The organism is Mycobacterium cajalii (assembly GCF_045809005.2).
In the GTDB taxonomy this organism is placed as follows: domain Bacteria; phylum Actinomycetota; class Actinomycetes; order Mycobacteriales; family Mycobacteriaceae; genus Mycobacterium.
In genome coordinates this window covers 1270114-1283185 of the sequence record NZ_CM141436.1, presented here as the reverse complement: position 1 = coordinate 1283185, position 13072 = coordinate 1270114, and the positions used below count along the sequence as shown (strand labels likewise).

At 70.2% G+C, this 13072-nt stretch carries 14 protein-coding genes; 6 read left to right on the top strand and 8 right to left on the bottom strand.

The genetic code is table 11. The features are described 5' to 3' along the window. Window positions 1–14: 14 nt before the first annotated feature. Window positions 15–1025, top strand: a complete 1011-nt coding sequence (gene pstC, locus ACJ512_RS06145; protein ID WP_407685564.1) for a phosphate ABC transporter permease subunit PstC — start codon at window positions 15–17, stop codon at window positions 1023–1025. Window positions 1026–1060: 35 nt separating this feature from the next. Beyond that, the gene (locus tag ACJ512_RS06140) at window positions 1061–1930 is read left to right on the top strand and encodes a PstA family ABC transporter permease (protein ID WP_407685595.1); all 870 of its coding nucleotides are present in this window, start codon (window positions 1061–1063) and stop codon (window positions 1928–1930) included. A 10-nt stretch (window positions 1931–1940) separates the two neighbouring features. Here the strand turns inward: ACJ512_RS06140 and ACJ512_RS06135 are convergent, their stop codons facing one another. The 6 genes from ACJ512_RS06135 to ACJ512_RS06110 form a co-directional block, all read right to left on the bottom strand. Next, window positions 1941–2378, bottom strand: a complete 438-nt coding sequence (locus ACJ512_RS06135; protein WP_407685563.1) for a response regulator — start codon at window positions 2376–2378, stop codon at window positions 1941–1943. Next, on the bottom strand, window positions 2375–3937 hold the full coding sequence (locus ACJ512_RS06130; RefSeq protein WP_407685594.1) for a sensor histidine kinase: 1563 nt from the start codon (window positions 3935–3937) through the stop codon (window positions 2375–2377). Before ACJ512_RS06130 ends, ACJ512_RS06135 begins: the two co-directional genes overlap by 4 nt. A 71-nt stretch (window positions 3938–4008) precedes the next feature. Continuing rightward, window positions 4009–5154: a PP2C family protein-serine/threonine phosphatase gene (locus tag ACJ512_RS06125; protein WP_407685593.1), complete on the bottom strand. Its 1146-nt coding sequence runs from the start codon at window positions 5152–5154 to the stop codon at window positions 4009–4011. A 260-nt stretch (window positions 5155–5414) separates the two neighbouring features. Further along, entirely contained in the window at window positions 5415–6584 is a 1170-nt protein-coding gene (locus tag ACJ512_RS06120) for an acyl-CoA dehydrogenase (protein ID WP_407685562.1), read from the bottom strand. Window positions 6585–6600: 16 nt separating this feature from the next. After that, entirely contained in the window at window positions 6601–7119 is a 519-nt protein-coding gene (gene purE, locus ACJ512_RS06115; RefSeq protein WP_407685561.1) for a 5-(carboxyamino)imidazole ribonucleotide mutase, read from the bottom strand. Then, a complete protein-coding gene (locus tag ACJ512_RS06110) occupies window positions 7106–8341 on the bottom strand; it encodes a 5-(carboxyamino)imidazole ribonucleotide synthase (RefSeq protein WP_407685560.1) in 1236 nt (411 codons plus the stop codon). Before ACJ512_RS06110 ends, purE begins: the two co-directional genes overlap by 14 nt. Before the next feature lie 98 nt (window positions 8342–8439). Between ACJ512_RS06110 and ACJ512_RS06105 the strand changes: the two genes are divergently transcribed. Further along, window positions 8440–9135: a GtrA family protein gene (locus tag ACJ512_RS06105; protein WP_407685559.1), complete on the top strand. Its 696-nt coding sequence runs from the start codon at window positions 8440–8442 to the stop codon at window positions 9133–9135. On the opposite strand, the gene ACJ512_RS06100 is transcribed toward ACJ512_RS06105, so the two are convergent. Together ACJ512_RS06100 and ACJ512_RS06095 are read right to left on the bottom strand one after the other, a co-directional pair. Further along, window positions 9081–9608 carry a PH domain-containing protein gene (locus ACJ512_RS06100; RefSeq protein ID WP_407685558.1) on the bottom strand — a complete coding sequence of 176 codons (528 nt, stop codon included), beginning with the start codon at window positions 9606–9608 and terminating at the stop codon, window positions 9081–9083. The genes ACJ512_RS06105 and ACJ512_RS06100 overlap by 55 nt on opposite strands. Window positions 9609–9631: 23 nt before the next feature. After that, window positions 9632–10465 (bottom strand): biotin--[acetyl-CoA-carboxylase] ligase, encoded by an 834-nt coding sequence (locus tag ACJ512_RS06095; RefSeq protein ID WP_407685557.1) that lies wholly within the window; start codon window positions 10463–10465, stop codon window positions 9632–9634. A 50-nt stretch (window positions 10466–10515) separates the two neighbouring features. On the opposite strand from ACJ512_RS06095, the gene ACJ512_RS06090 reads away from it, so the two are divergent. From ACJ512_RS06090 to ACJ512_RS06080, 3 genes are read left to right on the top strand one after another with little or no spacing between them, the layout of a single operon-like run. Then, a complete protein-coding gene (locus tag ACJ512_RS06090; RefSeq protein WP_407685556.1) occupies window positions 10516–12165 on the top strand; it encodes an acyl-CoA carboxylase subunit beta in 1650 nt (549 codons plus the stop codon). Further along, window positions 12162–12413, top strand: coding sequence for an acyl-CoA carboxylase subunit epsilon (locus tag ACJ512_RS06085; protein WP_407685555.1), 252 nt, complete (start codon window positions 12162–12164; stop codon window positions 12411–12413). The genes ACJ512_RS06090 and ACJ512_RS06085 overlap by 4 nt, the downstream gene beginning before the upstream one ends. Further along, window positions 12410–13051 (top strand): Maf family protein, encoded by a 642-nt coding sequence (locus tag ACJ512_RS06080; RefSeq protein ID WP_407685554.1) that lies wholly within the window; start codon window positions 12410–12412, stop codon window positions 13049–13051. The genes ACJ512_RS06085 and ACJ512_RS06080 overlap by 4 nt, the downstream gene beginning before the upstream one ends. The last annotated feature ends 21 nt before the right edge of the window (window positions 13052–13072 follow it).

Below are 13072 nucleotides of genomic sequence, written 5' to 3'. Positions count from 1 at the left end.
TTCTGTTGGGCCCGGTGTCGCGCCGCCACCTCAGCCGCGAGGGCTTGGTCATTCGATGGCTGGGTGGCCTGGGTGCGGTGATCCCGCTGCTCGCCCTGGGGTTCGTGCTGGGCACGCTGCTGATCGAGGCGCTGCCGGCGATCCGGGTCAACGGGGCGCACTTCCTGACCGGCACCGACTGGAACCCTGGAAACACCTATGGCGCCAACGAAACCACCGACGGTGTCGCCCATCCGGTCGGCGCCTACTACGGCGCACTGCCCCTGATCGTCGGCACCCTCGCGAGCTCCGCGATAGCCCTGATCGTCGCCGTGCCGGTATCGATCGGGGCGGCATTCGCCCTCGTGGAACGGGTGCCCAGGCGGCTCGCCTCGGCGGTGGGCATGGTGCTGGAATTGCTGGCCGGCATCCCCAGCGTCATCGTCGGGCTGTGGGGAGCGATGACGTTCGGCCCCTTCATCGCCCATCACGTCGCCCCGGTGATCGCCCGCAACGCCCCCGACGTCCCCGTGCTCGACTACTTGCGCGGCGACACCGGCAACGGAGAGGGCATGCTCATATCCGGTCTGGTGCTGGCGGTGATGGTCATCCCGATCATCGCCAGCACCACCCGTGACCTGATCCGCCAGGTGCCGTCGCTGCCACGCGAGGGCGCGATCGCACTGGGCATGTCGGAGTGGGAATGCGTGCGCCGGGTCACCCTGCCGTGGGTGTCCACCGGCATCATCGGCGCCGTGGTGCTGGGGCTCGGACGCGCGCTGGGCGAGACGATGGCCGTGGCCATGGTCTCCGGCGCGATGTTGGGCGCGATGCCGGCCAACATCTACTCGACCATGACCACGATCGCGGCCACCATCGTGTCGCAACTGGATTCGGCGATGACGGACTCCACCAACTTCGCGGTGAAGACCCTCGCCGAGGCGGGGCTGGTGCTCATGGTGATCACCTTGCTGGTGAACATGGCCGCTCGCGCGCTGGTGCGCCGGACGTCGGGGACCGCGCTGCCGGTGGGACGGGGTATCTGAGGGTGAACCGATCGGCCGCTGCCACGACCGGCGGGGTGTCGGCGCCGGCCCCGCGGCGATCGGTCGCCGCGCGGCGCAGGGTCGCCGACGCACTGTTCTGGGCGGCGTGCCTGGGGTGCCTGGCCCTGGTGGTGGCGCCGACGCTGTGGATGCTGATCGGCGTCGTCGGCCGCGCTGCGCCGGTGTTCCACTTCAGCGTGCTGGTGACCGACACCGAGGGCAACGGCGGCGGCCTGCGCAACGCCATCATCGGCACGGCGGTCCTGGGCCTCGGCGTCATGCTGGTGGGGGGCACCGTGAGCGTGCTGGCGGGCATCTACCTGTCGGAGTTCGCCACCGGCAGAATGCGTTCGGTGTTGCGTGGCGCCTACGAGGTGCTGTCGGGCATCCCGTCGATCGTGCTCGGCTACGTCGGCTACCTCGCGCTGGTCGTGTACTTCGACTGGGGTTTCTCGCTGGCGGCCGGAGTTTTGGTGCTGTCGGTGATGAGCATTCCCTACATCGCCAAGGCCACCGAGTCCTCCCTCGCCCAGGTGCCGACGTCGTATCGGGAGGGCGCCGAGGCGCTCGGGCTGCCGGCCGGCTGGGCCCTGCGCAGGATCGTGCTGAGGACCGCGCTGCCCGGCATCGTCACCGGCATGCTGGTGGCCCTGGCGCTGGCGATCGGCGAGACGGCACCGCTGCTCTACACGGCGGGCTGGTCCGATACGCCCCCGACCGGTCACCTGGTCGGCTCGCCGGTGGCTTACCTGACCTACCCGGTCTGGACCTTCTACAACCAGCCGTCCCAGGCGGCCCAGAACCTTTCCTACGACTCGGCTTTCCTGCTGATCGTCTTCTTGCTGCTGCTGATCGCCCTCGGGCGGCTGATCACCTGGCTGGCCGGGCGGCACTCGGAATCGTGAGGGAACGCCCTCAGAGCCCCGGCAGCCGCACCACCTGGATGAAGAACTCGTCGATCTGGCGCACCGCGTTGATGAATTGGTCCAGGTCGACCGGCTTGGTGACGTAGGCGTTGGCGTGCAACTGGTAGCTGCGCAGGATGTCTTCCTCGGCCGAGGAGGTGGTGAGCACGACGACCGGGATGCGCGCGAGGTCGGGGTCGGACTTGACCTGCTCGAGCAGTTGGCGGCCGTCGTACTTCGGCAGGTTCAGGTCGAGCAGGATGAGGTCGGGCCGCACGGCGTCCTTGAACGGGCCGCGCTTGTAGAGGTAGTCCAAACCCTCCTCCCCGTCGTGCGCGACGTTCAGGTTGTTGTTGAGCTTGTTGTGCTCGAACGCCTCCCGGGTGATCAGCTCGTCTCCCGGGTCGTCTTCGACGAGCAGGATTTCGATCGCTCTCCCCGAGGTCATTGCTGTGCTCCTTCTGGCTGTGTTCGTTCTGCTTGGTTTTCGGTGGCCGGCGCGTCCTCGTGGTCCTCGGCGGGGACCGGGGCCATGGGCAGGGTGAACTCGAACCGGGTGCCGTCGACGTAGGACGTGTCGATGTGGATGCTGCCGCCGTGGTGCTCGACGATCTTCTTGCACAGCGCCAGCCCGACGCCGGTCCCGTGGTACGCGTCGCGGCCGTGCAGGCGCTGGAAGATGACGAACACCTTCTCGGCGAACTCCTCGGGTATCCCGATGCCGTTGTCGGAAACCCGGAAAACCCATTGGTCCTCGCGGTCACCGGTGCCCGGTTCGCACTCGATGACGATGCGCGGCGGGCTGTCCTGGCGCCGGAACTTCACCGCGTTGCCGATCAGGTTCTGCCACAACATCGTCAGCAGCGTGGGGTCGCCGACGATCCGCGGCAGCGGCTCGTGCGGGCGCACGATCTCGGCACCGGATTCCTCGATGGCGGCGGCGACGTTGCTCAGGCCGGCCTCCAGCGGCGTGTCGAGGTCCACCTCGGCCTCCGAGGTGCCCAGGCGCCCGACGCGGGAGAAGGTGAGCAGGTCGTTGATCAGCACCTGCATGCGCTTGGACCCGTCCACCGCGAACGCGATGTATTCGGTGCCGCGCTCGTCGAGTTTGTCGCCGTAGCGCTTCTCGAGCAGCTGGCAGAACGAGGCCACCTTGCGCAGCGGTTCCTGCAGGTCGTGCGAGGCAACGTAGGCGAACTGCTCGAGCTCGGCGTTGGAGCGTCGCAGCTCCTCGGTCTGCTCGTCCAACTGCGCTCGGGCGGCACGGGATACGTCGAGCTCCTCGACCATCCGACGGCGCATGTTCTCCACGTCGATCGCCATGTCGCGAATGTCCCTGGGCCGCTTGGGGGGTGAGATGGTTTCCGTGAAGTTGCCCTCGGTGATCCGCCGGCACGCCGCGGCCAGCTGCGTCAGCGGACGGGTGACGATGTCGCGCACCAGCAGTCCCAGCACCGCCGCGGTGCCGAAGAACACCAGCACCAGCGCGATCAGCACGCGGTCGCGCCAGGCGTCGGTGTGCCGGAGTTGCTCGGCGGCGCGCACCCACGCCGCGGACAGATTCGCGTTCTGGGCGGCGAACAGGGCACGCAGATGGTCGAATTGGGTCTTGCCGCGCTCGGCCACCCGGCGGTTCACGACGTTCGGGGCGTTGGGGGTCACGCCGGCGATCAGCGGCTCGGCATAGCTGGACCGCCACTGCGCGGCGGACCGCTCGATCTCGTCCAGGTTGGCGATGAGGTTCGCCCGCCGGCCGAGGCGGTGGCGGATTTCCTCGGCCGCGGCCCGCTCGGCGCGTTGCCCGTCGTAGTAGGGGGTGAGGAACTGGCGATCGGCGGCGATCAGGTAGCCGCGAACGCCGGTCTCCTGGTCGCGCAGCCCGGCCTGCAGCCGGCAGGCCGCCACGCGCGCCGGCTGGATGTCGTCGATGAGCTCCCGCGACGTCTTGTCGGTGCGGTCCAGCAGCACGGTGCCGACCGCGGCACCGGTCAGCACCAGCACGCCCATGACGAACAGGACCACCGCCTGCCATCCCCGCGTTGTGAGCTGCGACGGGCGCAGCCACCGCAACGTCGGCGTCACGCCGTGGTCCGCGCGACGCGCAGCACCGCGATGTCGTCGGTGAGCCCGCCCCGCGGCAGGGCGAGTTTTTCGGCCTCGTCGATGAGCGCGTCGACGAACACCGGACCGGGCTGGTTGGCGTGCCGGCGCGCCAGGGCGAGCAGGCCGTCCTCGCCGAGGCGCGCGGTGCCCCGCCCCGAATATCCCTCGAAGAGCCCGTCGGTCAGCAGCAGCAGCCCGTGGCCCGCGGGCAGTTCCAGCTCGTGGCGCGGCCAGTCGTCGGCGCGCAACCCCAGGGCCGGCCCCGCCGGCGGCTCGATCCACTCCACGCAGCCGCCGCCCTGCAGCAGCATCCCGGGATGGCCGGCCCGCACGGTGCTGACCCGCGGGCTGTCCGCGGAGATCTCCAGGGCGAGCACCGTCGCGAAGATACCGGTGCCGGTCCGTTCGGAATGCAGCACCCGCTCCAGCTGCCGCATCAGTTCGACACCGTGCACCCCGGCGAACGTCAGCGCGCGAAACGCGATCCGCAGGGCCGCGCCCAGGGCCGCCTCGTGCGGGCCGTGCCCGGCGACGTCGCCGATCAGGACGTGCACGATCCGGTCGGGGGTCTGCACGACGTCGTAGAAGTCCCCGCACAGCAACGCGTCCTCGCGGCTGGGGCGGTACCGCGCGACGATCTCGACGCCCGAGTTGTCGTGCAGCAGCGGGGAGGGCAGCAGGCCGCGTTCCAGCAGCGCGTTCTCGCGGGCACGGAGCCGGGTGGCGCGCAGGTCGGCGGCGATGAGTTCGGCCCGTTTGCGTTCGATCGCGTACAGCAGCGCCCGCCGCAGCATCTCCGGTTCGACGCGGCCCTTGACCAGGTAGTCCTGGGCGCCGGCCGCGACCGCGGACGCCCCGAAGTACTCGTCGTTGAGGCCGGTCAGCACCACGATCGGCACGGTGGCGTCACGTTTGGCGATGCGGTCCAGGGCGTCGATGCCGCTGGCGTCGGGCAGGTGCAGGTCCAGCAGCACGCAGTCGGGCCGCGAGGACGCGAGCTCCCGCTCGGCGTGGGCCATCGACTGCGCCCACACCACCCGGATGTCGGCGACGGCATCGGCGATCAGGTCTTCGACGAGCACCGCGTCGGCGCGGTCGTCCTCGACCAGCAACAGCGACAACGACCGCCAATGGGCCGCCGGGGTAACGGGAGCAGCACGCACTGGGCATCACTTCCGGTCATCCGCGCATTGGGTCGGCGGGCATCTTTTTTACCCCACCCCCCTCGGCCGCGGGAGCCATTAGCTATGGCGACGGTCCGACCGGAGCCGGTGCGCCGACGGTGACTGTACGTCCCGGCTTACCACCCCGAATGGTTGCCGTGGAAGATCCTATGCGGTGTGGCCGGGCTTTCCCAACGAAGGCCGCACAAACGGTCGGCTCAGCGCAGCAGAGCCCGCGACATCACGACGCGCTGGATCTGGTTGGTTCCCTCGTAGATCTGGGTGATCTTGGCGTCGCGCATCATTCGCTCGACGGGGAAGTCGCGGGTGTAGCCGTAACCGCCGAACAGCTGGACCGCGTCGGTGGTGACCTCCATCGCGACGTCGGAGGCCAAGCACTTCGAGGCCGCCGAGATGAAGCCCAGGTTGGTCTCCCCACGCTCGGCGCGCGCGGCCGCCGAGTACACCATCAGCCGCGCGGCCTCCACCTTCATCGCCATGTCGGCCAGCATGAACTGCACACCCTGGTTGTCGGCGACCGGGCGGCCGAACTGCTTGCGCTCCTTGGTGTAGGCGATCGCGGCGTCCACCGCGCCCTGGGCGATGCCCACAGCCTGCGCCCCGATCGTGGGCCGGGTGTGGTCCAGGGTCGCCAGCGCGGTCTTGAAGCCGGTGCCCGGCTCGCCGATGATGCGGTCGCCGGGGATGCGGCAGTTCTCGAAGTACAGCTCGGTGGTGGGCGAGCCCTTGATGCCCAGCTTGCGCTCCTTGGGGCCGACGGTGAACCCCTCGTCGTCGGCGTGCACCATGAACGACGAGATCCCGTTGGCGCCCTTGTCGGGGTCGGTCACCGCCATCACCGTGTACCAGCTCGACACCCCGCCGTTGGTGATCCAGCACTTGGTCCCGTTGAGGATCCAGTCGTCGCCGTCGGCCTTGGCGCGCGTGCGCATCGACGCCGCGTCACTGCCGGCCTCGCGCTCGGAAAGCGCGTAGGACGCCATCGCGGAGCCGTCGGCGATCGAGGGCAGCACCTGCTTCTTCAGATCGTCGGAGCCGCGCAGGATCAGGCCCATGGTGCCCAGCTTGTTCACCGCGGGAATCAACGACGCCGACGCGTCGACGCGGGCCACCTCCTCGATGACGATGCACGCCGCCACCGAATCCGCGCCCTGCCCGCCGTACTCCTCGGGCACGTGCACGGCGTTGAAGCCCGACGCGTTCAGCGCGTCCAGCGCCTCGGACGGGAACCGCGAGTTCTCGTCCACGTCGGCGGCGTGCGGAGCGATCTCCTTCTCCGCCAGCGCGCGGATCGCGGCCCGCAACTCCTGGTGTTCCTCGGGCAACTGGAACAAATCGAACGACGGGTTTCCGGCCCATCCAGCCATGTGAAGCCTCCCTGCGCTACTCATCGGTAACTTTACCGTGCAGCCGCTGCACCGCCGCATCCTTGTGCCGCACGCTCTCGGCCAGCTCGCCCTGGAACGCGACGACCCGGGCCCGCAGCGCCGGGTCGGACGAGGCGAGGATGCGCACGGCCAGCAGGCCGGCGTTGCGGGCGCCGCCGATGGAGACCGTGGCCACCGGGACGCCGGCGGGCATCTGCACGATCGACAGCAGCGAGTCCAGGCCGTCCAGGCGCGCCAGCGGCACCGGCACCCCGATCACCGGCAGCGGCGTCGCCGCGGCCACCATGCCGGGCAGGTGGGCGGCGCCGCCGGCCCCGGCGATGATCACCTCGATGCCGCGGTCGGCCGCGCTCCGGGCGTAGTCGAACATCACCTGCGGCGTGCGGTGCGCCGAGACCACCCGGACTTCGGCTGCGATGTCGAACTCGGCCAGCGCGGCGGCGGCGTCGGACATCACCGACCAGTCGCTGTCGCTGCCCATGATGACCCCGACGCGGGGGTTAGTGGTGCTCATGTGGGTCCCATCCGTCCGTCCATCGGCCGTGTGACAACCAGTGCGCCGCCAGCTCGGCGCGTTCCCGCAGGTCCTTCAGGTCCGCCAGGTCGGCGCCCAGGAAGTTGACGTGCCCGATCTTGCGGCCGGGCCGTTCGGTCTTGCCGTACAGGTGTACCCGGGCGTCGGGCATCCGCGCGAACAGGTGGTGCAGCCGCTCGTCCATGGACATGGCGGGCGTTTCCGGTGCGCCCAGCACGTTGGCCATCACGGTGACCGGCGCGATCGCGTCGGTGTCGCCGAGCGGATAGTCCAGCACCGCGCGCAGGTGCTGCTCGAACTGGCTGGTGCGCGACCCGTCCATGGTCCAGTGCCCGGAGTTGTGCGGCCGCATCGCGAGCTCGTTGACCAGCAGGGTCCCGTCGGTGGTCTCGAACAGCTCGACCGCGAGCACCCCGACCACCCCCAGCTCGGCGGCCAGCCGCAACGCCAGCCGCTGCGCGGCGGCCGCCGACTCCCCGGACAGCTCCGGCGCGGGCGCGATCACCTGCACGCAGATCCCGTCGCACTGCACGGTCTGCACCACCGGCCACGCCGCGCCCTGGCCGAACGGCGAGCGCGCCACCAGCGCCGACAACTCCCGACGCAACTGCACCCGCTCCTCGACCAGCACGGGCAGCCCGTCGTCCAGGCATTTGCCGGCGATCTCGCGGGCGCCGGCGAGGTCGCGGGCCATCCAGACCCCCCGGCCGTCGTAGCCGCCCCGCACCGCCTTGACCACGACCGGGGCGTCGTCGGCGGCGCCCAGGGTGCGCGCGAACGCGTCCAGGTCGTCGATGCTGTCCACCGGCGCGTAGCGGGGCACCGGGGCGCCCAGGGCCTCCAGCCGGCGCCGCATGACGAACTTGTCCTGGGCGTGCACCAGGGCGCTGGGCGGCGGGGCGACGTTGACGCCCTCGGCGACGAGCTTGTCCAGCAGGTCGGTGGGGACGTGCTCGTGGTCGAACGTCAGCACGTGGGCCCCGGCCGCGACCCTGCGCAGGTCCTCCAGATCGAGGTGCGAGCCAATCACCACGTCGGGAGTGACCTGCGCGGCCGACTCGTCGACGGAGGTCGCCAGCACCCGCAACGTCTGCCCCAGCGCGATCGCGGCCTGGTGGGTCATCCGGGCGAGCTGGCCGCCGCCGACCATGGCCACACGCGGGGCGAGGACGGGGGTGCGGGTACTCGGCACGGCCATCATGGTGTCATGGGGGCGGGCCGGCCGGTGACCGGCGGTGAGACCGGATCGTTATGCACCATTTTGCGTCGTTTTTGTGTCCGTCCGTACACTCACGTGTTGTGCCCTTCGCCGACGCAACGATTGCGCGTTTGCCTGCGGCTTTTCAGCCCTGTGTGCAGCGCCACCACGAACTGATCAAGTTCGCGATCGTCGGCGGCACCACGTTCATCGTCGACTCGGCAATCTTCTACACCCTCAAGCTCACGGTCCTGGAGACCAAGCCGGTCACCGCCAAGGTGATCGCCGGCATCGTCGCGGTCATCGCCTCCTACGTGCTGAACCGGGAGTGGAGCTTTCGCGACCGCGGCGGTCGCGAACGCCACCACGAGGCGCTGCTGTTCTTCGCCTTCAGCGGTGTCGGGGTGCTGCTGAGCATGGCGCCGCTGTGGTTCTCCAGCTACGTGCTGCAGTTGCGGGAGCCGATGGTGTCGCTGACGGCGGAGAACATCGCCGACTTCGTCTCGGCCTACATCATCGGGAACTTGCTGCAGATGGCTTTCCGCTTCTGGGCGTTCCGGCGCTGGGTGTTCCCCGACGCGTTCGCGCGCAATCGCGACATGGCCCTGGAGGAGAAGGCCCTCGAGTCCGCCCTCACCGCCGGCGGGATCGCCGAGGTCTTCGAGGACACCATCGAGGGCGGGAACATGGGGAACGTCACGCTGCTGCGCAGCTGGCGCAGCCGCAAGGCGAGCCGATCGGGTCAGCTCGGCGACTCCGCAGAACCCGGGGCGCCCAGGGTGTCGAAGACTTCGTGATACAGCAGCGCGTGCACCTCGCGCAGCCGCGGAATGTCGTGGAACTCCAACGGGTCTTGTGACGCCGACTCGATGACCAGCGTCCCGCACCGGAAGATCCGCTCGAAGATCCGGTCGCGGAATTCGACGCTGTTGATCCGCGCCAGCGGGATGTCGAGCCCGGTCCGGGTGAGCACCCCGTGCCGGTACATCACCCGCCGGCTGGTGACGACGAAATGGGTGGTCAGCCAGGTCAGGAACGGCCACCACGCCAGCCAGCCGACGACCACCAGCCAGATGCCCCAGATGACGCCGTGGATGACGTTCTTGGCGGTCTGCTCCCACTGCGTCGAGTTGAGGTAGCCCGAGCCGAAGGCCGCCAGCCCGGTCGCGGCCACGAACACCACGGCGGGCCAGAACAGCCGCTTCCAGTGCGGGTGGTGGTGCAGCACCACCTGCTCGGCGGCGGCCAGGGCGTTGTCCGGATAACGCATGGTCGCGACATTAGCTGCGCCGGCTACCGCAGATGCACCACGTCACCGGCCGAGATCACGGCGGTTTCGCGTTCGGTCTGCAGGCACAGCCTGCCCTGGTCGTCGATGCCGGTGGCGGCGCCGACGATCTCCCGGCCGCCGGGCAGGTGCGCACGCACCCGGGTGCCGATCGTCAGGCTGTGCGCCCGGTAGTCGGCGGCCAGCGCCCGGTCGGCGCCGCGCGCGGCCCGCCATGCCGCGATCCGCCCGCCGAGTTCGGTCAGCAGCGCGCGCACCAGCTCGCCGCGGTCGGGTGCGGCCACCCCGAGGTCGCACAGCGAGGTGGCGCCGGCGACGTCGCCGGGGGCGCCGGTGACGTTGAGCCCCACGCCGATCACCACCGCCGGCCGCGCCACCTCGGCGAGGATGCCCGCCAGCTTGCCGCGGGACTCGGGCGGGCCCGCCAGCACGTCGTTGGGCCACTTCAGGCCGGCCCGGCATCCGGTCCCCTCCAGCAGCGGGGCCACCGCGTCGACGACGGCCACCCCGGTGGCCAGCGACAGCCAGCCCCACGCCGCGACCGGCACGTCGACGACGCTGACCCCGACCGACATCGTGATCTGGGCCCGCGGGCCGGCCGACCAGCCGCGGCCGTGCCGCCCGCGGCCGGCGGTCTGGTGCTCGGCGATCAGCACGGCACCGGCGACGTCGGCCGCCCCGCCGGTCCCGGACGCCGCGCGCGCCAGCAGGTCGGCGTTGGTGGAGCCGGTCCGCTCGACGACGTCCAGCCGTCGCCAGCCCAGCCCGGCGCCGATCAGCTCCGCCCGCAGCGCGGCCTCGTCCAAAGGCGGGTTGAAAGGCGGGTCCCGGTCGCTCACCCGGCCCAGCCTAAGCAGCGCCGGACGGCCAGCCGATAACATCGACTGCCATGACAAGCGTTACCGACCGCTCGGCTCATTCCGCTGAGCCTGCGAGCGAACACACCGTCGACATCCACACCACCGCGGGCAAGCTGGCCGAGCTGCACAAGCGCCGGGAAGAGTCGCTGCACCCGGTCGGCGAGGATGCCGTCGAGAAGGTCCACGCCAAGGGCAAGCTGACCGCCCGCGAGCGCATCCTCGCCCTGCTCGACGAGGACTCCTTCGTCGAGCTCGACGCGCTGGCCCGGCACCGCAGCACGAACTTCGGCATGGAGAACAACCGCCCCCTGGGCGACGGCGTGATCACCGGCTACGGCACCATCGACGGCCGCGACGTGTGCATCTTCAGCCAGGACGCCACGGTGTTCGGCGGCAGCCTGGGCGAGGTGTACGGCGAGAAGATCGTCAAGGTGCAGGAGCTGGCGATCAAGACCGGCCGCCCGCTGATCGGCATCAACGACGGCGCCGGCGCCCGCATCCAGGAGGGCGTCGTCTCGCTGGGCCTCTACAGCCGCATCTTCCGCAACAACATCGTGGCCTCCGGGGTCATCCCGCAGATCTCGCTGATCATGGGCGCCGCCGCCGGCGGGCACGTCTACTCCCCCGCCCTGACCGACTTCGTGGTGATGGTCGACCAGACCAGCCAGATGTTCATCACCGGGCCCGACGTCATCAAGACCGTCACCGGCGAGGACGTCACCATGGAGGAGCTCGGCGGTGCGCACACCCACATGGCCAAGTCCGGCACCGCGCACTACGTGGCCTCGGGTGAGCAGGACGCCTTCGACTGGGTGCGCGAGCTGCTGGGCTACCTGCCGCCCAACAACGCCACCGACCCGCCGCGCTACGCCGAGCCCATTCCCGAGGGCCCCATCGAGGACAACCTCACCGCCGAGGACATCGAGCTGGACACGCTGATCCCGGACTCCCCCAACCAGCCCTACGACATGCACGAGGTGATCACCCGCATCCTCGACGAGGACGAGTTCCTCGAGGTCCAGAACGGCTACGCGCAGAACATCGTCGTCGGGTTCGGCCGCATCGACGGCCGGCCGGTCGGCATCGTGGCCAACCAGCCGACCCATTTCGCCGGCTGCCTGGACATCAACGCCTCGGAGAAGGCGGCCCGGTTCGTGCGGACCTGCGACTGCTTCGGCATCCCGATCGTCATGCTCGTCGACGTGCCCGGGTTCCTGCCGGGCACCGGCCAGGAATACAACGGCATCATCCGTCGCGGCGCCAAGCTGCTCTACGCCTACGGCGAGGCGACGGTCCCCAAGATCACCGTCATCACCCGCAAGGCCTACGGCGGCGCCTACTGCGTCATGGGCTCCAAGGACATGGGCTGCGACGTCAACATCGCCTGGCCGACCGCCCAGATCGCCGTCATGGGCGCCTCCGGCGCCGTCGGGTTCGTCTACCGCCAGCAGCTCAAGGAGGCCGCCCGCGACGGCGCCGATGTCGGTGAGCTGCGGCTGCAGCTGCAGCAGGAGTACGAGGACACGCTGGTGAACCCGTACGTGGCGGCCGAGCGGGGCTACGTCGACGCGGTGATCCCGCCGTCGCACACCCGCGGCTACATCGGCACGGCGCTGCGGCTGCTGGAACGCAAGATCTCCCACCTGCCCCCCAAGAAGCACGGGAACATTCCGCTGTGAGCGCCGTGAGCGCCGACGACGGCCACCAGCTGCACGAGCCGCACATCCAGATCCTGCGCGGCAAGCCCACCGCCGCGGAGTTGGCCGCGCTGATCGCCGTGCTCGGCAGCACCGGCGCCGCGCCCCAGCCGCCGCCGCCCGAGCGCACCCGCTGGGGCCTGCCGGCCGACCAACTGCGTTACGCGATGACGAACTTTCAGCGACTCACCATGCAGCAGAAAATCCACATGCAGCATATGCAGCAGTGACCCGGCTGGTGCTCGGGTCGGCGTCGGCGGGCCGGCTCAAAGTGCTGCGCCAAGCCGGCGTCGATCCGCTGGTCAGGGTCTCGGGGATCGACGAGGAAGCCGTCATCGCCGGCCTGGGCGCCGACGCGCCGCCCGGGGACGTGGTGTGCGCGCTGGCCCGTGCCAAGGCCGAACGGGTGGCCGCGGAGCTCGAGCCCGCCGTCGCCGCCGACTGCGTCGTGATCGGCTGCGATTCGATGCTCCACCTGGACGGGCGGCTCTGCGGCAAGCCGGGTTCGACGTCCGCGGCACGCGACCTGTGGCGGGCCATGGCGGGGCGCGCCGGCCAGCTCCACACCGGCCATGCGCTGATTCGGTTGCTGGACAACGAGATTACCTACACCACTTCCGAAAACGCAGTCACCACGGTGCATTTCGGCATCCCGTCCCCCGAGGACCTCGAGGCGTACCTGTCCTCGGGTGAATCCTTGTGCGTGGCAGGGGGATTCACCCTCGACGGCCTGGGCGGTTGGTTCATCGACGGCGTCGACGGCGACCCCTCGGCCGTGGTGGGGATCGGGCTGCCGCTGACCCGTTCGCTGCTGGGCCGCGCGGGGCTGTCGGTCGCCGCGGTGTGGGCGGCCAATCCGCCCGCCTGAGGCCCGCGCCCGCGCCCGCGA